General features: G+C 65.9%; 20 protein-coding genes and 1 rRNA gene (1 of these 21 only partly in view). 15 read left to right on the forward strand and 6 right to left on the reverse strand.

Annotation, left to right across the window (positions count from 1 at the left end):
• Positions 1-27: 27 nt before the first annotated feature.
• The 3 genes from D619_RS0101505 to D619_RS15240 are packed head-to-tail and all read right to left on the reverse strand — an operon-like array spanning position 28 to position 2,694.
• On the reverse strand, positions 28-456 hold the full coding sequence (locus D619_RS0101505; protein ID WP_017666790.1) for a DUF3429 domain-containing protein: 429 nt from the start codon (positions 454-456) through the stop codon (positions 28-30).
• A gap of 54 nt (positions 457-510) precedes the next feature.
• Positions 511-1,182: a methyltransferase domain-containing protein gene (locus D619_RS15235; RefSeq protein ID WP_193743235.1), complete on the reverse strand. Its 672-nt coding sequence runs from the start codon at positions 1,180-1,182 to the stop codon at positions 511-513.
• Between the two features lie 36 nt (positions 1,183-1,218).
• Positions 1,219-2,694: a peptidoglycan DD-metalloendopeptidase family protein gene (locus tag D619_RS15240; protein WP_193743236.1), complete on the reverse strand. Its 1,476-nt coding sequence runs from the start codon at positions 2,692-2,694 to the stop codon at positions 1,219-1,221.
• Between the two features lie 439 nt (positions 2,695-3,133).
• Here D619_RS15240 and D619_RS0101520 point away from each other — a divergent pair, with 439 nt between their 5' ends.
• The 6 genes from D619_RS0101520 (at position 3,134) to D619_RS0101545 (ending at position 8,180) form a co-directional block, all read left to right on the forward strand.
• Positions 3,134-5,728, forward strand: a complete 2,595-nt coding sequence (locus tag D619_RS0101520; RefSeq protein ID WP_017666793.1) for a helicase-related protein — start codon at positions 3,134-3,136, stop codon at positions 5,726-5,728.
• 27 nt (positions 5,729-5,755) lie between these two features.
• Entirely contained in the window at positions 5,756-6,076 is a 321-nt protein-coding gene (locus tag D619_RS0101525; RefSeq protein WP_347574766.1) for a S4 domain-containing protein, read from the forward strand.
• Between the two features lie 64 nt (positions 6,077-6,140).
• Positions 6,141-6,479 (forward strand): ferredoxin FdxA, encoded by a 339-nt coding sequence (gene fdxA, locus D619_RS0101530; protein ID WP_017666795.1) that lies wholly within the window; start codon positions 6,141-6,143, stop codon positions 6,477-6,479.
• A gap of 127 nt (positions 6,480-6,606) precedes the next feature.
• Positions 6,607-6,786 (forward strand): hypothetical protein, encoded by a 180-nt coding sequence (locus D619_RS0101535; protein ID WP_017666796.1) that lies wholly within the window; start codon positions 6,607-6,609, stop codon positions 6,784-6,786.
• Positions 6,787-6,821: 35 nt separating this feature from the next.
• Positions 6,822-7,325 (forward strand): CarD family transcriptional regulator, encoded by a 504-nt coding sequence (locus D619_RS0101540; protein ID WP_017666797.1) that lies wholly within the window; start codon positions 6,822-6,824, stop codon positions 7,323-7,325.
• Between the two features lie 177 nt (positions 7,326-7,502).
• Positions 7,503-8,180, forward strand: a complete 678-nt coding sequence (locus D619_RS0101545; protein ID WP_017666798.1) for a head GIN domain-containing protein — start codon at positions 7,503-7,505, stop codon at positions 8,178-8,180.
• Here D619_RS0101545 and D619_RS0101550 read toward each other — a convergent pair whose 3' ends face one another.
• The gene (locus tag D619_RS0101550) at positions 8,181-8,759 is read right to left on the reverse strand and encodes a nitroreductase (RefSeq protein ID WP_017666799.1); all 579 of its coding nucleotides are present in this window, start codon (positions 8,757-8,759) and stop codon (positions 8,181-8,183) included.
• A 65-nt stretch (positions 8,760-8,824) separates the two neighbouring features.
• On the opposite strand from D619_RS0101550, the gene D619_RS0101555 reads away from it, so the two are divergent.
• The gene (locus tag D619_RS0101555; RefSeq protein ID WP_017666800.1) at positions 8,825-9,817 is read left to right on the forward strand and encodes a nitronate monooxygenase; all 993 of its coding nucleotides are present in this window, start codon (positions 8,825-8,827) and stop codon (positions 9,815-9,817) included.
• On the opposite strand, the gene D619_RS0101560 is transcribed toward D619_RS0101555, so the two are convergent.
• Positions 9,809-11,047, reverse strand: a complete 1,239-nt coding sequence (locus D619_RS0101560; protein WP_017666801.1) for an amidohydrolase family protein — start codon at positions 11,045-11,047, stop codon at positions 9,809-9,811. The two genes, D619_RS0101555 and D619_RS0101560, sit on opposite strands and share 9 nt — an antisense overlap.
• Positions 11,048-11,169: 122 nt before the next feature.
• On the opposite strand from D619_RS0101560, the gene D619_RS0101565 reads away from it, so the two are divergent.
• From D619_RS0101565 to D619_RS0101590, 6 genes are all read left to right on the forward strand, one after another.
• Positions 11,170-12,930, forward strand: a complete 1,761-nt coding sequence (locus D619_RS0101565; RefSeq protein WP_017666802.1) for a peptide MFS transporter — start codon at positions 11,170-11,172, stop codon at positions 12,928-12,930.
• A 78-nt stretch (positions 12,931-13,008) separates the two neighbouring features.
• The gene (locus D619_RS0101570) at positions 13,009-14,421 is read left to right on the forward strand and encodes an amidohydrolase (protein ID WP_243442589.1); all 1,413 of its coding nucleotides are present in this window, start codon (positions 13,009-13,011) and stop codon (positions 14,419-14,421) included.
• Positions 14,418-15,725 (forward strand): amidohydrolase family protein, encoded by a 1,308-nt coding sequence (locus D619_RS15245; protein WP_017666804.1) that lies wholly within the window; start codon positions 14,418-14,420, stop codon positions 15,723-15,725. The genes D619_RS0101570 and D619_RS15245 overlap by 4 nt, the downstream gene beginning before the upstream one ends.
• A 68-nt stretch (positions 15,726-15,793) precedes the next feature.
• Positions 15,794-16,477 carry an NnrU family protein gene (locus tag D619_RS0101580; RefSeq protein WP_017666805.1) on the forward strand — a complete coding sequence of 228 codons (684 nt, stop codon included), beginning with the start codon at positions 15,794-15,796 and terminating at the stop codon, positions 16,475-16,477.
• On the forward strand, positions 16,474-17,277 hold the full coding sequence (locus D619_RS0101585; RefSeq protein ID WP_017666806.1) for an SDR family NAD(P)-dependent oxidoreductase: 804 nt from the start codon (positions 16,474-16,476) through the stop codon (positions 17,275-17,277). The genes D619_RS0101580 and D619_RS0101585 overlap by 4 nt, the downstream gene beginning before the upstream one ends.
• A gap of 264 nt (positions 17,278-17,541) precedes the next feature.
• Entirely contained in the window at positions 17,542-18,396 is an 855-nt protein-coding gene (locus D619_RS0101590; protein ID WP_026090589.1) for a DUF4167 domain-containing protein, read from the forward strand.
• Positions 18,397-18,399: 3 nt separating this feature from the next.
• Here D619_RS0101590 and D619_RS0101595 read toward each other — a convergent pair whose 3' ends face one another.
• Positions 18,400-18,693, reverse strand: a complete 294-nt coding sequence (locus tag D619_RS0101595) for a hypothetical protein (protein ID WP_017666808.1) — start codon at positions 18,691-18,693, stop codon at positions 18,400-18,402.
• An 80-nt stretch (positions 18,694-18,773) separates the two neighbouring features.
• Between D619_RS0101595 and D619_RS0101600 the strand changes: the two genes are divergently transcribed.
• Together D619_RS0101600 and D619_RS0101605 are read left to right on the forward strand one after the other, a co-directional pair.
• A complete protein-coding gene (locus D619_RS0101600; protein ID WP_017666809.1) occupies positions 18,774-19,193 on the forward strand; it encodes a CBS domain-containing protein in 420 nt (139 codons plus the stop codon).
• A gap of 775 nt (positions 19,194-19,968) precedes the next feature.
• Positions 19,969-20,224: ribosomal RNA gene (locus tag D619_RS0101605) — 16S ribosomal RNA — on the forward strand (it continues 1,231 nt past the right edge of the window).

Raw genomic sequence — 20,224 nt, forward strand, 5'->3', positions numbered from 1 at the left:
CGGAAAAACTGTCAAATGCGGGCCGGTTCAGCCCTGCAAGGCGGCCTGCCAGCCAAGCGCCGCCACTGCGCCGGCGGTGAGCAGCAGCCGCAGCCGGCCATACCAGCCGGGCAGGCTGCGCGAGGTCCAATCCCACAGGAAATGCACGCACAATGCCGCGGCCAGTGCCAGCAGTTGCGCCACGCGATATCTGGGCGGCGCCAGCAGCACCAGCCAGCCGATGATGCTGGGCAGCATGGCCAGCCCAATCAGGCCGGGCGCAGGCTGCGCGTTCTGCACCGCCGCGCCCCAGCGCGCGCCGCCCAGGAAAGACAGGATGATCGCCGCCCACCACAGCAGCGCCTCGGTGAACTGCCAGCGGAAATCGGGGAAGAACAAGGTGGCGACCGGCGGTGCCAGGAACGGGATCAGCCCGGCAAGGCCATAGAAGAGCACGATCGGCGGCGTTTTCATCATGGCCGGTTGCCTGTCATGCCTGATGCCGGCCGCAAATGCGGCAAGTCGCCCTGCTCAGCCGCGGCAGGCCTTCACGGTTTCGGGGCGGGGTCGCACGCCGGGGCGGAACACCGCCACATAACCCTGGGCAATATCGGCGAGGCTGACCAGTTCATACCCCACGGCCTTCACCTCGCAGGCGAGCAGCGCCTTGGGCATGCCATGTTCTTCCGAAGGCCGGTCCAGATCGACAACCACGACCCGGCCGCCCGGCTTCAGGCTGGTGCGCAGACGATCGAGCAGCAGATAGGGCTGTTCGATTTCATGATACATGTGGACCATCAGCGCGACATCCACGCTGGCGGCAGGCAGCCGGGCACTGGCCTGCCGGCCCTGCACATAGCGCACATTGCTCAGGCCGGCGGCCTTCACCCGTTGCCGCACGCGATCGAGCACGGCCAGCGAAAGATCCTGCGCAAACACCCGGCCCTGCGGCCCCACGACCGGCGCGACGCGCATCACATAATAGCCGCCGCCCGTGCCGATATCGGCGACCGCCATGCCGGCCCTGATGCCGGCAATGCGGATCACGTCGGCGGCCTCGCCTGCCTTGTCACGCGCAACCTCCTCACCCCAGGCACTGGAAACCACCTTGGCCACCGGCCGCTGCGGGCGTGGCAGGGTGACGGCCGCCGTCAGCAGCGGCAGGCCGGCAAGCAGCAGGAAAAAGCGGGGCAGGCCGGTCACCCGGTCTCCATGCCAGCGCAGCATGGCCAAAAAATGTCAGTCGGCGGTGACAGGCTTCGGCGCCGCGCCGGTGCTGTCCAGCGCGCGCCAGCGGTTCATCTGGCGCTGGAACTCGTTGAGATCGCGGCCGCCCAGTTCGGCACCGCCGATGAAGCGCAGGGAAACCGGGTTCACCGCCTGCCCGCGCAGCCACACTTCATAATGCAGGTGAGCCCCCGTCGACAGGCCGGTCGAACCCACCGCGCCGATGCGCTGGCCCTGGCCCACGCGCTGCCCCGTCTTCACGTCGATGCGGCTCATATGGGCATAGGCGGTGGCGAGATCCTTGTTGTGGCGGATCATCACATATTTGCCGTGGCCGCCATGCCAGCCGGCAAAGCTGACCGTGCCGCCGCCAGCCGCCATGATGGTCTGGCCGTGGCCGGCGTTGAAATCGACCCCCTTGTGCATCCGACTGAAGCCCAGCACCGGATGCAGGCGCATGCCAAAACGGCTTGTCATGCGGGCGCCATCCACCGGCGTCTTCATCAGGCCCTTCTTCACGCCTTCGCCGCTGGCCTGGTAATATTCGCCTTTCCACAGGCCGATCTCGACCGGGTTCTTGCCTTGCCGTGCCAGCGCACCAAACAGCAATTTGCCGTGGCGCACTTCGCCGGTCTCGGCGCGATCCTGTTCGATGATGATGTCGAACCGGTCGGCCTTGCCCAGCCCACGCTGGAAATCGACGACGTGGCGCATCTGCTTGACGAATTCGGCAGCCTGGGTGCCCGGGATGCCGGCGCTGCGCAGCGCGCGATTGAGGCTGCCCGTCACCGGCGCGCTGACGCGAAGCGGGGTTGAATCGACCGCGATCGGAATGCGCTTGAGGTTCAGGCCGCTCTCGCTGCGGCTGATCTCAACCCGCAGGTCAAAGGCGGCGCGCAGGGCCAGGCTTTCCAGTGGGCGCGGCACCGACTTCGATTCCCGCCGGCCCAGCACCAGCTCGGCCCTGGCATTGCCCCCGGGATTCAGGCCGGCCAGCAGCCGCGTCACCTCGGCTACATCGCTGGTGCCAACGCCGGCATTGCGCAGCGCGCCAGACAGGCCACGCCGGCCGATGGTCACGCTGCGTTCCACCCGCGGCCGTTCCGGCGCTTCGGCCAATGGCCGCAGCTGGCGCGGATCAACCCGCGGAACCGCGCCGGAAACCCCGCCAAACACCAGCGGCGCGACGGCATAGGCCTGGGCTTCGTCGCGCTGGGCCGGCGTCAATGGCGCGGGCACGGCTTCGTAAATGGGGGGCACGATGCTGCCGGCCAGCATGGCGCCGCCCACCAGTGCCGTGCAGGCCGCCATCTTCATCCACCAGCGCCGGCTGCCGATGGCGGTGCCAAGATCAAGATCAATGTCGCCCTGGGCGGCCGCGCGGCGCAGCCGCTGCCAGTCATCGGTCAGGCGCAGGCGTTCGGCTACGGCGGCGCGAACAGCAGTGCGGGTGACGGCCTGTCCGGCCCGAAGCAGTTGTGCTGCCACGGCAGAATTGGGCGCAGACAGCGGCCCCGGCAGCGCAATGCTGCCCCCGGCTGCCGGCTGAAGTCCCGGTTGATACAAACCCATTCCCCCATCTCCGAAAGTCGACCCGTCTTTACCAACGGTTAACTATCGGTAGTTGCCGGATAAATTCAATTCCGACGCATATATGGTTGATTTGCCTCTCCCGAGTCGCCGTGTCAATCGCGCAACAATCTGGGGACAAGTCAACCGGGATGAGCCGCCGTCATTATACGGTCACTTGCGTCGCCGATTCAGTCATGTCACCTTCTGGCCATGCACAACCGAGCCGGCTGTACATGATGAGGTGGCTGCAACGTCACCAGCAACGGAGGGGCCCAAAACGGCTCAAGTCCGCTTGTTCCCGGTCCGATTGCCACAGGCCCTTGCCGCCGCGCCTGCCGCGCTCCAGATCAGTCGGGTGAACCGGTCCGCAGCCTCGCCCACCAACACCGGCAACAGCCGCGTAACCGCCGTTCTCGGTCCCACCAACACGGGCAAGACCCATCTCGCGGTGGAGCGCCTGTGCGGCCATGCCAGCGGCATCATCGGCTTCCCGCTGCGGCTGCTGGCCCGCGAAGTCTATGAAAAGGTGGTGGCCGCCAAGGGGGCGGCCTCGGTTGCGCTGATTACCGGGGAGGAAAAGATCGTGCCGCCCGGCGCGCGCTGGTTCCTGTGCACGGTGGAATCCATGCCGCTCGATCGCGAGGTGGCGTTCATTGCCATCGACGAAGGCCAGATGGGGGCCGACCCCGAACGCGGGCATGTCTTCACCGATCGCCTGCTCAGGGCGCGCGGTTATGCCGAAACCATGATCCTGGGGTCAGAAACGCTGCGTCCGCTGATCCGCAAGCTCATTCCGGAGGCCGAGATCATCACCCGGCCACGCTTTTCCACGCTGGCCTATGCCGGACCGAAGAAACTTTCGCGCCTGCCGCGCCGCACCGCCATTGTCGCCTTCACCGCCGCCGAAGTCTACGCCATCGCCGAGATGCTGCGCCGGCAGAAGGGCGGCGCCGCGGTGGTGATGGGCTCGCTTTCCCCGCGCACCCGCAACGCCCAGGTCGCCATGTACCAGTCGGGCGAGGTGGATTATCTGGTCGCCACCGATGCCATCGGCATGGGGCTGAACATGGATATCGCCCATGTCGCCTTTGCGGCCCTGGGCAAGTTTGATGGCAAGCGCCAGCGCCGGCTCAGCTTGTCGGAAATGGCCCAGATTGCTGGCCGCGCTGGCCGCCACCAGCGCGATGGCACGTTCGGCACGGTGCAATTGGGCAGCGAGGCCAATTGCAGCTTCACGCCGGAGGAAATCGAGGGGCTGGAGGAGCATCGCTTCGACCCGCTCACCCATCTCGTCTGGCGCAACACCGATCTGGATTTCTCCAGCCTGCCGCGGCTGGTCGCCACCATGGATGAACGGCCGTTCCGCCCGGAACTGGTGCGGTCGGATGATGCCATCGATCTGGGCGTGCTCAAGCGGCTGGCCGGTGAACCCTGGGTCATGGAGCGCGCCAGCAGCCGGATGCTGGGCGAACGCGGCCTGTTCCGCCTGTGGCAGGCGTGCAGCCTGCCCGATTACCGCAAGACCGGCGTGGAAGCGCACACGCGGCTGGTGGGCCGGGTGTTCCGCCATCTCACCGAAGGCCGTGGCCGCCTGCCGGATGCATGGATTGCCTCGGAAATCGCGCATCTCGACCGCGTCACGGGTGACGTGGAAGCGATTGCCGACCGCATCGCTGCGGCGCGCACCTGGACTTATGTGGCGCACCGGCCCGACTGGGTCGACAATCCGATCCAATGGGCAGAACGGACGCGGGCGCTGGAAGACCGGCTTTCGGATGCATTGCACGGGGCGTTGACCCAGCGCTTCGTCGATCGCCGCACGGCGGTGCTGCTGAAGGATCTGAAGGCGCGCGGGGTCTCGGCGCATGTGCTGATCGAGCCGGATGGCGGTGTTGCGGTTGACGGCGAGATGATCGGCCGCCTCGATGGGTTCCGCTTTACCGCTGACGCGGCCGCGCGGGCCGGCGAGCAGCGGTTGTTGCTGGCGGCGGCCGAGCGGCATTTGTCGCGCGAACTGGCCGCGCGCGCCAGGCGGCTGGCGTTGGCTGAAGACGCCGAATTTGCCCTGGATTTCGATGGCAGCCTGCCGCCGCGCCTGTTGTGGCAGGGCGCGCGGGTGGCGGTGCTGCGCAAGGGGCGCGATGCGCTGGCACCGCGTGTCGAGCTTGATCGCGCCATCACTGCACTCGGGCCTGATGATCGCCGGCGCGTTGCGGAACGGCTGGAGCGTTTCGTGGGGGAAGCCATCGCCCATGTCGCGGCGCCGCTCGCCAAGGTGCAGGCGCTGCGGGCCGAGGTTTCGGCCCCGGCGCGCGGCCTGATCGTGCAGCTGGTGGAAGGACTGGGCGTGCTGGCCCGCGAGCATGTCGCCCAACAATTGGTGGGCGTCACCCGCGCTGACCGGCAGGCGCTGAGCCGCTGCGGCGTGCGCATGGGGCCTTTGCATTTGTTCGTGCCGGCTCTGCTGCGCCCGGAACCGACGCGCTGGCGGCTGGCATTGTGGGCGGTGGCCAGCGAGTTGGCCAGTCTGCCGCCACTGCCGTCACCGGGCCGCGTCTCGCTTTCGGGTGCCGCTGTCGAAGCGCCTGCCGATGTGCTGCTGGTGGCCGGTTTCTGGCGGCTGGGCAGCGGCAAGGATGCGATTGCCGTGCGCATCGACATGGTCGATCGCCTGTCCCGCCACATTCACGAGCGCCGTGATGGCCGCGCGCCGTTCATGCCCGATCCCAATTGGGCGTCCACGCTCGGCCTGTCGCAGGACGGGCTGGCGCGGTTGCTGCGGGCACTGGGCTATCGTCCGCGCCTGGTTGACGGCGCACCGCATTTCGCCTGGGCCGGGCCACCCCGGCCTGCCATTCGCCGGTCAACGCCGGCGGACGAAGCCATTCCTTTGGCCAGAGGGAACGAGGCTTCGCCTTTTGCCAGTCTGGCCGCGATGATGAGGAGGTAGCATTTGGTCTACGGAGCAGGGCTGAGATTGGACAAATATCTGTGGTTTGCGCGCCTGGCGCCATCCCGATCCCACGCTCAGGACCTGTGTGAAAGCCGAAGACTGCGCATTGATGGCCGGGTGGTCGATCGCGCCTCGGCCCTGGTCAGGGCGGGCGCGGTGCTGAGCTGGCCGCGCGGTGACGATGTGATCGTGGTGCGGGTCGAAGGCCTGCCGGAACGGCGCGGGCCCTATGCCGAAGCCCGCGAATTTTACACCGATCTCAGCCCCGCGCGGGCGTCGATCAGTGCCGATGCGATGCTTGGGTCGCAAGATGCCCTCTTGCCAGAGGCCTTCGCCCTCGCCTAAGGCGCGATCATGTTATCTGCGGTCACCAGCCTTTGGCGGCTGCGTCCGCCCGGAGGGGAGATTTATGGCCTACGTCGTCACCGAAGCCTGCATCAAGTGCAAGTATATGGATTGCGTCGAAGTCTGTCCGGTGGACTGCTTCTACGAAGGCGAGACCATGGTGGTGATCAACCCCAACGAATGCATCGATTGCGGCGTGTGCGAACCGGAATGCCCGGCTGAAGCCATCCTGCCCGATACCGAAGGCGGCCTTGAAAAGTGGATGGAGCTGAACGCCACCTATTCCGCCCAGTGGCCCAACATCACCATGAAGGGTGAGACCCCGGACGATGCCGATTCGCACAAGGGCGAGGACGGCAAGTTCGACAAATATTTCACGCCGACCCCGGGCAAAGGCTCGTAAGAGCGGCCAGAATGGCTCATTTCAGGCCGGAAAACGGCCAGAAGTGAGACCTTTTGACCCGAAACTGCCATTTTTGTTGCCTCAGGCGGCTAATGGCATGGCAATTGTGACAAGTTTCTGATACACGATGCACGTGATCGGCGGTGATGTGCCTCCGATCGGTTTCGCCGGTTCCGTCGCCGCAATCGCCAACCTGCCAGGCGGGCAACGGGCCAGGGTCATGCAAGACAGGCAGGCAGGCACGTCACGCGGTCATCAGCAGCAAAACCGGCAGCGCGCACTGCGCATGCCGGTGCCTCTCGACTGATCTCGACGGCCTGATCAGAAAAGGATGTTGGATCAATGGCAATTGCCAAACCGCTCGGTTTCGAAGTCGGTGATTATGTCGTGTACCCCAAGCATGGCGTGGGGCGCGTCGTGGAAATCCAGAGCCAGCATATCGCGGGCACATCGCTCGATCTGTTCGTGCTGCGCTTCGAGAAAGAGCGGATGACGCTGCGCGTGCCGACCAACAAGGCCGAAGGCGTGGGCATGCGCAAGCTGTCGAGCCAGGCCACCATGAACGAAGCCCTGACCACGCTGAAGGGCAAGCCGCGCATCAAGCGCACCATGTGGTCGCGCCGCGCCCAGGAATATGAAGCCAAGATCAACTCGGGCGATCTGGTGAGCATCGCCGAAGTGGTGCGCGATCTGCACCGCGCCGAAGATCAGCCGGAACAGAGCTATTCCGAACGGCAGATCTATGAAGCCGCCATTGGCCGCCTGGCGCGCGAACTTGCTGCGATGGAAAACATCGACGAGCCGGCCGCCCAGCAGAAGATCGAGCAGGTGCTGAAAGCCGCCTGAATCACGCCAGCCTGACCGAACATGCGCCGGCACTGGCGGGGAATCCCGCTGGTGTCGGCATTTTCGTATGTGCAGCCGCGATCGGCGGTCCGTCGTGTCACGGGCATCCGCTGCGCCGGGCTTGCGCCATTCGTGCCTTTGTGTATTATTACTGCAATACACAAAGGAATCTGCCCCATGATCCGTCCTGCCCTGCTGATCCTCGCCACCCTTGCCGCCGTGTCGGCCGATGCGGCTGAGCGCCGGTTCGACGCCAGCGGCTTTGACCGGGTGGCCATCAGTGGCTCCGACAACGTCAATATCCGCACCGGCAACAGTTTCTCGGTGGTCGCCACCGGCGCACGGGATGATCTCGACCGGCTTGAGGTCAAGGTGGAAGCCGGTCAGCTGAAGATCGGCCGCAAGTCCGGCAATTGGCGCTGGGGCGGCAAGGACGTCACCATCGCGGTGACCATGCCGGCGTTGCGCGGCCTCGCCTTGTCCGGCTCTTCCGACGTGACCGCCGACAAGGGCGCAGCCGATGTGTTCGACGCCAAGGTGAGCGGCTCCGGTGACCTGTCAGTGGCCAGCCTGGATGCCAAGACCGCCAATATCAGCGTGTCGGGTTCGGGCAATGTCATGATGGCGGGACGCTGCGGCGCCCAGAATATCAGCATCGCCGGCAGCGGCGACGTTGATCTGTCGCGGCTTGCCTGTGTCAACTCGTCGATCCGCATTGCCGGTTCTGGCGATGTCAGGGCGCGGGTCAGCGGTGAGGCTGCGATCCGCATTGCCGGTGCGGGCAATGTCGACATCACCGGCGGCGCCAAGTGCACGAAGAAGATCGCCGGCAGCGGCAACGTGCGCTGCAGCTGATCAACCCTGCCAGTGGCTGATCACCGCTGACAGATCAGGCCGGGGCCGTTCTTCCAGCGGCTTGGCCTGGGTGCCGATGAAGAAGAAGCCGGCGATGCGTTCGGGTGCTGCGCCGCCGAGCAGGGCGAGCACCTTTTCATCAAACGCCGCCCAGCCGGTGAGCCAATTGGGGACAAAGCCATGGGCATGGGCGGCAAGGCACAGATTCTGGCAGGCCGCGCCCACCGACAATTCCTGTTCCCATAGCGGGATATGGCTTTGCTTCGGGCTGGCGATCACCACCACAAGGCACGGCGCGTTGGCGGCGAACTGCTGCACCGCCTCCAATTCCAGTCGGCCGGCCTCTGGCTTGCCGGTACGGTAGATAGCCAGCAGAGCCTCGCCAAAGGCGGCGCGATTCTCGATCACCACGAACCGCCAGGGATTGAGCTTGCCATGATCGGGCACGCGCGCTGCGGCCGCGATGATAGCCTGCAACTGGCCGGCATTGGGGCCGGGCGCCAGCATGTCGCGCGCTTTGCCGGAACGACGGGTGGCGAGCAGAGTGGCAGTGCTAGTGGAATCGTTGAAGCTGTCCATGGCCGCGGCTTTATCTGCGCTGGCCGGCTTGCGCCAGTGCGGCGCACCTGCGCACCATCGCCGCCATGACCCGGTTTGAATCACGCTTTGGTCTGTCACTGCCGGTGGCGCTGGCCCCGATGGCAGTCGCCGGCGGCGGCACTCTGGCGGCGGCCTGTGCGAAGGCCGGGGCGCTGGGGCTGGTCGGCGGCGGCTATGGCGATCTCGAATGGCTGCGGGCCCAGTGGTCCTTGGCCAGCGACGCTGCGGCGGATGCCAGGGGCCGGCTGGGCTGCGGCTTCATCAGCTGGCGTCTGGATCAGGACGACAGCGCGCTCGCCTGGTTGCTCGATCAGCCGTTGCGCCCTGCGGTCGTGCTGTTGAGCTTCGGCGATCCCGGCCGCCATGCCATGCGGCTGCAGGCGGCGGGCGTGCCGCTGATCGTGCAGGTGCAGCGGCTGGCCCAGGTGATGCCAGCCGTGGACGCCGGCGCCCGCGTGATCGTGGTGCAGGGCCAGGAAGCCGGCGGCCACGGCGCGGCGGCCCCTCACGGGCGCGGCACGCTGGCGCTGGTGCCGGAAGCCGCCGATCTTTTGTCGGCGCGCGCGCCTGATGTGCTGCTGCTGGCGGCCGGCGGGGTGGCCGATGGGCGCGGGCTGGCCGCCGTGCAGGCGCTGGGCGCCGATGGCGCGTTGATCGGCACCCGGCTGTGGGCCAGCCGGGAGGCCCTGGTGCCGCCCGCTGCCCATGCGGCGGCATTGGCCGCCAGTGGCGACGACACGGCGCGATCGGGCGTGTTCGACATCTTGCGCCGCAAGAACTGGCCGCCGGCCTATGATTTTCGCGCCCTCGACAATGATATGCATCGGCACTGGTTGCCGCGCCTGGCGGACCTGGTGGCCGATCCGGCTGCGGCTCGCGCTGATTATGATTCGGGTGTGGCGGCAGCAGATCCGGCGCGCATGCATGTCACCGTGGGCGAAGCGGTTGGCCTGGTGCGCGATCTGCCCGATACCGCCAGCCTGTTGGCCCGGATCGCCCGGGAATGGCAGGCAGCACGGGCGCGACTGTCACTCTGATTTCACTACGGCGCCGCCCTTCATCACGAAGACAACGTGGGAGATGCGGTTCAGATCCTGCAGCGGATCGCCCGGCACGGCCACCAGATCGGCATGCAGGCCCGGCGCGATGCGGCCCCGATCGCTGAGGCCAAAATAGCGGGCATTGCCGGCCGTGGCCGCGGTCAACACTGCCGCGTTCGTCATCCCGGCCTTGGCCATCAACAGCATTTCGCGGGCATTTTCCCCGTGGGCGAACACGCCGACATCGCCGCCCATGCAGATCGGTACGCCAGCCTTCATCGCCAGCTGGAAGGCCGCGCGGTCCTGCAACACATCGGCGGGCGCTGGCTCCTGCCCGTTCCAGCCGCGGTAGCGCGCGATGGCATCGCCGGCGGCAAGCGTGGGGCACAGCACGGTCTTGTTCTTCGCCATCAGTGCGAAGGTGGCGGCGTCGCCTTCGCTGCCATGTTCGATCACGTCGGCTCCGGCGGCGCTGGCGCGGTGCATGGCTTCGGCCGTGTTGGCGTGCACCGCCACCGGCCGGCCCGCGTCGTGTGCAGCGGCAACGGCAGCCGCGATCTCGGCCTGGCTGTAGGTTGGCCGGCTGCCTTCACCGGGCCGCCAACGATAATCGCCATAGAGTTTCACCACGTCGGCGCCCGCGCCAATCTGGCGGCGCACGGCGCTCACCAGCGCCGGCCCATCGGCTTCCTCGGCGCCTTGCGGCACCGCCCAGGCATCATTCTTGGGAGCATAGCTGCCGGGCGCGACCAGCGCGCGGGTGGCGATGATCATGCGCGGCCCGGGAACATGGCCTTCATTGATGGCGCGCTTCAGCCCCACATCAGCGGTTCCGGCGCCTTCGCTACCCAGATCGCGCACCGTGGTGAAGCCGGCCATCAGCGTTGCCTTGGCATGCACGACGGCGCGGGCCACGCGATAGGCTTCGCTCTCCTTCAGCACCTGATCGTCCCACGGCGTCTTGTCATAGGGGTGCAGCAACAGGTGACTGTGGCCTTCGATAAAGCCGGGCAGCAGGGTGTGGCCAGGCAGGTCGAGGCGGCGGGCATCGGCCGGCGCCTCCAGATTGGCCCCGGCGGCCACGATGCGCCCGCCCTCCACCAGCACCTGCCAGCCGCTGTGCATCGCCTCGCCATCCCACACACGGTCGGGCGAGAGCAGGACAGGCGCGGCCACGGCAGGGCATGGCAACAGGGCAAGCAGGGCGGCGGCAAGTTGGTGTTTCATGGCCCGAGCAGACCCCGTGGCGGCGCTCCGGTCAAGTCGGCTTGGCGGACGCGCCATCGCCCGCTATCACCATGGCCGGAAAAAGCGTGCCTCAGGGTCAGGGCGCGTGAGGGAGAGACAATTTGAGCAACGAGGCAACCGGCGGCGTGGTCGATACCCGTCCGCAATGGTTTGGCCACCCAGCCCAGCTGGCGCGGCTGTTCACCACCGAAGCCATGGAACGCTTCGGCTATTATGGCATGCGAGCGCTGCTGACGCTCTATCTCGCCAACCATTTCCTGTTTTCCGACAGCACGACGGCCAGCCTGTATGGCGGCTTCACCGCGCTGGTCTATCTCACCCCGCTGGTCGGCGGTTTGTTGGCCGACAATTATCTGGGTTCGAAGAAGGCGGTGAAATTCGGCGCCATCCTGATGGCGCTGGGCTATTTCACCCTGTGCTTCGGCGGCGAAGCGGCCAAGCCCTGGGCCAAGATCGAGGGCACCCAATATGCCGTGACGGTGGAAGGCGCGGGCGACAGCAAGGCGCAATATGTCACCGTGGAAGGCGAGAAATACCGGATCAGGGGCAATGACGATGGCAGCGTGTCGATGCTGTTCGGTGATGGCCGCGAAGGCCGCCGTGTGCCCAAGGGCGGTTTCGAGGCTGGCGGCGAGCGTGATGCGCTGTTCGTCACCATCATGCTGCTCGGCCTGTCCGCCGTCACCATCGGCAATGGCTTCTTCAAGCCCAATATCTCCACCATGGTCGGCAGCCTTTATGCCAAGGGCGACAGCCGGCGGGACGCGGGCTTCACCATTTTCTATATGGGCATCAATCTGGGATCGCTGGGCAGCCAACTCGCCTGTCCGTTCCTGGCCGATGCCTATGGCTGGTGGGCGGGCTTCCTGCTGGCCGCCATGGGCATGGCGCTGAGCTGGTTCCTGATCCAGTTCGCCGGGCCCAAGCTGGAAGGCTATGGCGAGCCACCGGAAGGCGCGCCCCGGCGTGACCTGCTGATCTATGCCGGCGCCATCGCCTTCGTGCCGCTGGTGTTGTTCCTGTTCACCAACCTGATGGCGGCGCCGCCGCCGGTGGAAGGGGCGGGCTTCATCGGCTATCTGATGGGCCTGCCGATCCTGGGCAAGGTGCTGTTTGGCACCTTCCTCGCCTGCGTGGTGCTGATCCCGATCTGGTCGATCATCTATGGCAACCGCCAGGAATGGCAGATGATGCTGGCGGCAATCGTCCTCATCGTCTTCAACGTCGTGTTCTGGACGCTGTTCGAACAGGCCGGTTCCAGCCTGACGCTGTTTGCCGATCGCAACACCGACAAGTCGATCTTTGGCCTGTTTGAAATCTCGGCCGGGCAGACGCAATTCTTCAACGCCATCTTCATCGTGCTGCTGGCGCCGCTGTTCAGCCTGTTGTGGCAGGCGCTGGGCCGCCGCGGCCTGGAGCCGGGCATCCCGGTGAAATTCGGCCTGGCGCTGGCCGGCGTGGGTGGCGGTTTCCTGTTCCTGGTGTGGGGCACGCAGTTTGCCGGCCCGGATTTCAAGGTGGGCATCTGGTGGCTGGCGGGACTTTACCTCATCCACTCGATGGCCGAACTGATGATCTCGCCCGTTGGCCTGTCGATGGTGACCAAGCTGTCGATCGCCCGCATCGTTGGCATGATGATGGGACTGTGGTTTGTTTCGATCGCCTGCGCGCAATATGTTGGCGGGCTGGTGGCGCAGGTCGCCAGCGTGGAAACCGTGGGCGGGCAGGTGACCAATCTGAAGGTAAGCCTTGATACCTATGCCGGCGTGTTCGAAACCATCGGTCTTGCCTCGGCGGCGATCGGCGGCGTGCTGCTGCTGATCTCGCCGCTGCTCAAGAAGCTGATGCACGGCGTGAAATAGTGGGCAGAGCGTAATTTGCGCCCACTTCCCCTTTGGCTCAGCATGGTGCCAAAAGGGGAGTGAAGGCCGATGCGGGCGATGTTGCTGTTGGGTTTGGCCGGGATGGCGTTGGCCACCGCTGCCGCGGCGAAGGACAAGCCAAAGGATGTGCCCGCGTCGCCACCCGATGTGGTGCGGGTCGGCAAGGACCCGTGGCCGAGCCAGTACAAGCCTTACCCTGGGCAGGCGACGGTGATTCGCGGCGCCACCATCTATGATGGTGCCGGTCGCCGCATCGATAATGGCATGATCCGGCTGGAAGGCGGCAAGGTGGCCGAGATCGGCCAGAGCGTCGCCGTGCCGGAAGGGGCGAAGCTGATCGAAGCGCAGGGCAAATATGTCACTGCCGGCATCATCGACATTCACAGCCACCTGGGCGTCTATCCCAGCCCCGGCGTGCAGGCGCACAGTGACGGCAATGAAGCGACCAGCCCGGCGCGGCCCGAGGTGTGGGCCGAACACAGCGTGTGGCCACAGGACCCGGGGTTCAGCCGTGCGCTGGCTGGCGGCATCACGGCGCTGCACGCACTGCCGGGATCGGCCAATCTGTTCGGCGGGCGCGGGGTGACGCTGAAGCCGGTCTATGGCCGCAGCGTGCAGGAGATGAAGTTTCCGGGTGCGCCCTACAGTTTGAAGATGGCCTGCGGCGAGAATCCCAAGCGCGTTTATGGCGGTCGCAACCAGTTGCCCTCCACCCGCATGGGCAATATCGCCTATGCCCGCCAGCTCTGGTCGGATGCAGTCGCGTACAAGCGGCGCTGGGATGATTATACCCGCCGGGCAGAAGCTGGCAGCGCCAAGCCCACTGATGCACCGCGCCGCGAACTGGCGCTGGACACGCTGATGGGCGTGCTCAATGGCGAGATCCTGGTGCAGAACCACTGCTATCGCGCTGATGAAATGGCCAATGTGATCAGCATGAGCCGCGAGTTCGGCTACAAGGTGACGGCATTCCACCATGCCGTTGAAAGCTACAAGATCGCCGACATGCTGAAGGCCGAGGGCATCTGCTCGGCGATGTGGGCGGATTGGTATGGCTTCAAGATGGAAAGCTATGACGGCATCCGCGAGAATATCGCGCTGGTCAACGCCGCCGGGGCCTGCGCCATCGTGCACAGCGATGATGCAAACGGCATCCAGCGCCTGAACCAGGAAGCCGCCAAGGCCATCGCCGCTGGTCGCCGGCTGGGGCTGACCATCACGCCCGAGCTGGCCTGGACCTGGCTGAGCCTCAATCCGGCCAAGGGCCTGGGCATTGGGGACCGCACCGGCAGCCTGGAAGCCGGCAAGGCCGCCGACGTGGTGCTGTGGTCAGCCGAACCGTTCAGTGTTTATGCGCGGCCCACCCATGTGTGGATTGATGGCGCGCTCATGTATGATTGGGGCGACCCCAAACGCCGGCCCACGGCCGATTTCGAACTCGGCCAGCCCGGCGCGGGAGAAGTGAAATGAAGCGCGTTCTGCTGACCATGGCCCTGGCGGCCGCGCCCGCCGTTGCGGCCCCCATCGCCATCACCGGCGCCACCGCCCACACGGCCGTAGCATCTGGGCGCGGTGAGGAGGTGATCCGCAATGCCACCATCATCATCGACAATGGCCGCATCACCGCTATCGGGACCGGCCTGCCCGTGCCAGCTGGCGCGACGGTGATCGATGCAAAGGGGCAGCCCATCACGCCCGGTATTGTTGCCGTGCCAAGCGATCTGGGCCTTACGGAAGTGGGCGGCGTGCGCGAAACCAACGATGGCAGTGCGCGCAGCTCGCCCTATTCTGCAGCGCTCGACATGGCTGCGGCAATCAACCCCGGTTCGCTGCATTTTGCCATTTATCGCATGGCCGGCGTTACCCGCGCGGCGGCCGTGCCCGATTCGGGCAATGCGCTGTTCGGCGGGCAGGGCGCGGTGCTCAGCCTTGCTGCCAACGGGCCCACCGTGACCCGGCCGCGGGCGTTCCAGTTCGTGGAACTGGGCGAAGCCGGCGCGCGACTGGCCGGTGGTTCACGCCCGGCCGCTTATGCCCAGTTGATCGACCTGCTCGACGCCGCCAAACGGCTGGCCGCCAACCCGGCGGCGAATGTGGGCGGCGATGACAGCGGCTCGCTGGTCAAACGCCGCGATGTCGAGGCGCTGTTGCCGGTGCTGAGCGGGGCGCAGGCGTTGATGGTGCATGTCGAACGCGCCGCCGACATTTTGGAGGTGCTGAAGCTCAAGACCCGCTATCCGGCGCTGCGGCCGGTGCTGGTTGGTGCCCGCGAGGCCTGGCTGGTCGCGGGCCAGATTGCCCGCGCCGGCGTGCCGGTGATCACGCACAGCCTTTATGACCTGCCCAATGATTTCGAAGGGCTGGCGGCATCGCGCAACAATGCCGGCCACCTGCAGGCTGCCGGCGTCACGGTGGCGTTCGGGCCGCTTGGCGGCATTGGCGGCACCACGCCGGTCAATTTGCCCGGCTATGCTGGTAATGCCGTGGGGCAGGGCAATGTGCCGGGCGGCAAGGGCCTCACCAAGGGCCAGGCGCTGGCCGCGATCACCGCCAATCCGGCACGCATCCTGGGGCTGGCCGACACTGGCACACTGGAAGCCGGCAAGCGCGCCGATCTCGTGTTGTGGGATGGTGATCCGCTGGAATTGATGAGCGCGCCCGTCGCGGTGTGGATCGATGGCGCCGCCCAGCCGATGACCAGCCGGCAGACCGAATTGGCCAATCGCTATAAAGCGCTTGGCCGGACCGATTTGCCGCTGCAATATCCGCGCTGAGCCGCGACTTGAAGCGGCGGCCATGAAGCGCTGCCGGTGGGCCTCCCGCTGGCCAGGGGAGGAACTGTGTGTCGGATCTGATGCTGCTGGCGCTGTTGATGGGCGGGTTCGTGATCAGCCACGAACTCCTGTCGCACCCGCTGCGGGCGCCGCTGGTGGCGCGGCTGGGCGAAAAGGGTTTTGCCGTTGTCTATTCGCTGGTGGCGCTGGCCAGCTTCGGCGCCGCCGTGCAGCTGTGGCGGCAGATGCCCAAGGAACGGCTGTGGGATACGCCGGCCAGCGCCTATCTGCCGGCGCTGATTGCCATGCTGGTGGCCTGCATTTTCTTCGTCGGCTCCGTCTCGTCGCCTAATCCGGCGATGATGCCGGGCGTGAAGGGCGAACCCAAGGGGCTGCAGCGCATCACCCGCCATCCGATGATGTGGAGCATGGCAATCTGGGCCGGCGTGCACATCATGATGACGGCTGATCCGCGCACCATCGTGCTGGCCGGCGGCATCGGCGTGCTGGCGCTGATCGGCACGGCATTCCAGGATGGCAAGAAAAGAGCGCAGAACCCGGCCTATGCCGGCCATATGGCGCGCACTTCGCATATTCCGTTCATGGCCATCGTGGGTGGCCGCCAGCCGCTGAGCGCGATCTGGCCCGGCGTCGTGCCGGTACTGGGCGGGCTGGCCCTGTGGCTGGTGATTCTCTGGGCACACCCGATGCTGATCGGGGTGCCGGCTGCTGCTTGGGGGTATTTGCGGTGAGCAACGTTTCAGGGAAGACGATCTGGATCACTGGCGCTTCCTCCGGGATCGGCAAGGGGCTGGCGCTGGCACTGGCCGCGAAGGGCGGGCGGCTGGTGATTTCGGGCCGCAACCGCGCCGCGCTCGATGAAGTCGCCGCCGAATGCCCCGGCAGCATTGTCGAGGCCTTTGAAACCACCGATCTTGATGCCCTGCCGGCGATCGTCGCCCGGGTGGAGGCCGCGACCGGCGGCATCGACTGGCTGATCAACAATGCCGGCATTTCGCAGCGCAGCCTGGCGCTGGATACGGATTTTGCCGTCTATCGCACCTTGATGGAGGTGGATTTCTTCGCGCCGCTGCGGCTGACGCAATTGGTGCTGCCGGCGATGGTGAAGCGCGGTTCCGGCCGGATCATCAACAATGCCTCTGTCGCCGGCAAGGTCGGCTCGCCGCTGCGCACCGGCTATTGCGCGGCGAAACATGCGATGGTCGGCTGGTCGGATGCGATGCGCGCCGAGATCGCCCAACATGGCGTGCAGGTGCATGTGCTCACCCCCGGCTTCGTGGCGACGGGGATCGGCCGCAACGCGCTGCGCGGGGATGGCAGCCAGAAAGGCGACGGCGCGGATCCGGTGGATGCCGGCATTTCCATCCATGAAGCTGCCGAACAAATCATCGCAGGCATCACGGGCAATGTGCCAGAAATTCCGGTTGGCCGTGATGGCGCCGCCGAAATGCAACTGCTCGACCTGAAGCGGCAAGACCCTGAAGCCTGCTTCAAGCTGATGGCCGGGATGGCGCCCGCTGCCGGGCGCTGAAGCAACCCACAGAGCAGCCTGGGGCGCCCTGCGTCGTTTTTCCCTTGGCGGATGCGGCCGGCCCGGCTAAGGCAGGAGCAGGCAGCCGCGCTTTTGCAGCGGACTTCCTTTCGCGCAGCACAGATCGGTCGGCCATTTCGGGGGTACAGCCGGTTGCGGTTATCTCGGGCCATGGCCCGGGTCCGGCGCGCGAAAGGCCATTTATCACCCAATCAGCGGCCAATGGGCGGCCAGGCAACAGGCCAGAAAACGGGGATTACGAGCTTGATCAGGAACAACCAGCGGCGGCGGCGCGGTGGCGGCAACAATGGTCCGCGCCCGCAGCAGATGGCCGGCGGCAACAATTATGGGGCCCGGCTCGACAACCGCCAGCGTGGCAACGCCACCCAGCTGCTGGAGAAATATCGCGCCCTGGCCCGTGACGCCCAGCAGGCCGGTGACCGGGTGACCGCAGAATATTATCTGCAATATGCCGAACATTATTTCCGTATCCTCGGCGATTATCGTGATCGCCAGCCCGAAGGCCGCCGTGGCCGTGAAGGCTTTGACGATGACGGGGTGGATGGCGACATCGACAGCGCCGATGGCGACGACGACCGCAACGAAGACGGTGACGAGCGCGCGCGCGATGACCGGCGTGATGAGCGTCCCCGTGATGATCGCCCCCGTGAAGATCGCCAACGTGATGATCGGGAGCGGGGCCGCCGCGATGACCGTCCGCGTGACAACCGCAGCCGCGATGATCGCCCCCGGGATGACCGGCCGCGCGACGAGCGCCCGCGTGACGACCGCCCCCGCGAAGAACGGGGCGGCGACGGCAACCGCCGCGATTGGCAGCGGGACCGCCGGGATCGCCGTCCGGAACGGGCCGAACAGGGCCGCGATCAGGACAATGGCGACGTGCCGGCCGTGGATGACCGCGAATCGCTGTTGCAGGCGTTGCCACCGCCGGTGTCGCGTAGTGAAGGCCGCCGTCTTGGCCTGCGCCGTGATGCCGAACCCGCCGCTGATGCCCCGCCTGCGCCGGCCGCTGCAGCCGAGGCTGATCCCGCGCCGGCCGAAAAGGCTCCGCGCCGCCGCACCCGCAAGCCGGTGGCAGAGGCCGAATCGGCCGAATGAGGCCTAGTCGCTCCGGCCCACGCTCCTGTCGTGGCCGGAGCTGTTGGACACGAATACTAGGCCCATCAGCGCGCCACTGAGCAGCACGGTCCCACCCACGCCGCCGGCCACCGCCAGCCACAATTCCCAGCGCGCTGGCGCACCTGTCGCCTGCAGCACGCCCAGCGCCGCCAGCACGGCCAGCAGCGCGCACAACCCGACAATGCGCAGCAGCCGCCAGAACGGCGCCCAGGCGGTGCTGGCGGCCATCGGCTCGGCCTCGGCCGATTCGGCGCGGGTCGGTTGCTCGCCTGTCATTGTGCTTTGCCTTCCGGTCATGATGAGCGCATGATTAGCGCCCTCGGCACCGCTGCGGTGCCGCTATTGGGAGGCGAATCATGCTCGGTTCGATTCTCGTCGGCAAGAAGCCGCTTGTCACAGTCAGCCGGGAAACCCCGGTCAGCCACATCATTGCCTTGCTCCACGAACATCGCATCGGCGCCGTGCTGGTGCTGGATGGCGAAGCCATTGCCGGCCTGGTCAGCGAACGCGATATCGTCCGCTGCATGCACACCCACGGCAAGGGTGTCCACGACGCCACGGCGGCCGACATGATGAGTGCGCCCGTGGTCACGGTCGACGCCCGCATGAGTGTCTGCGATGCCATGGCCATCATGACGGACCGACGGTTCCGCCACTTGCCGGTGCTGGACCACGGTCAGCTGATCGGCCTGGTCTCGATCGGGGATCTGGTGAAACGCCGAATCGAGGATGCCGAAGCCGAAGCCGAATCGCTGAAGCACTATATCGCCAGCTGAGTGGCGATGGGCCGGCTGCGGCTGATTCGGAAGAATCGGCTGCCGCTCGCCGGGATCGCAGCAGAGATTCGCCTGTTGCAGGGGGCACATTCGCGCCGAATGGGTGCCGGTTGGCTGCGCCGGGCCATGTCAGGGCTGCAGCCCGCCTGGGGATAAGGTTCACTTCTTCCAAGGAAGCGACAGAAAATTTCACATGTCCGCAAAAAAGCGCTTGCAACCCCGGGGGCGCGCCCATAGAGGAGCGCTCCCGGCCAACGGGGACGCCGCTTCGAAAGCGACGCTCCACTGGCAGCCAAGACAACAGCAATGGTCACGCTTGACCCACCCGAAAAGTGGGCAGACAATCGTTGCGGCGCCGGGATTTTCAGCCTTCCGAGAAATCGGCAAGCGCCCGAAAAAAAGTTGTTGACGGGATGTTTCGAGCGGACCATAAGCCGCCCCCGTCGCCGACGACGAAACCACCGACGCGGTTCGCAAGAACTGGTCAAAGCGTTCGCCGCCGACTTCGAACATGATGCCGGTCAGGAACCTGGGAAGCCAGGGGAATGAACGGTGTCGCTCTTTCTCATCGTAGGTTAAAATGAAGGGACATGTGGGCGGCGGTCCACGGTTCGGGATTTCAGGTTCCGAGTGCCGTGGTTAAACCGAAGCTTATATGTCTCAATACCACAAAGCACACCGGCTTTTTGCCGGTACGTTAGTGATCTTGTGAACAGAATAAGCTCCTGAACAACAGCCAGCTGCAAACGGTTTTCCCCGTAGCGGTTGGTTGCATGAACTTGAGAGTTTGATCCTGGCTCAGAACGAACGCTGGCGGCATGCCTAACACATGCAAGTCGAACGAAGCCTTCGGGCTTAGTGGCGCACGGGTGCGTAACGCGTGGGAATCTGCCCTTGGGTACGGAATAACAGTGAGAAATTACTGCTAATACCGTATGATGTCTTCGGACCAAAGATTTATCGCCCAAGGATGAGCCCGCGTAGGATTAGCTAGTTGGTGAGGTAAAGGCTCACCAAGGCTACGATCCTTA

The sequence above is a fragment of the Sandarakinorhabdus sp. AAP62 genome (assembly GCF_000331225.1).
Taxonomy (GTDB): domain Bacteria; phylum Pseudomonadota; class Alphaproteobacteria; order Sphingomonadales; family Sphingomonadaceae; genus Sandarakinorhabdus.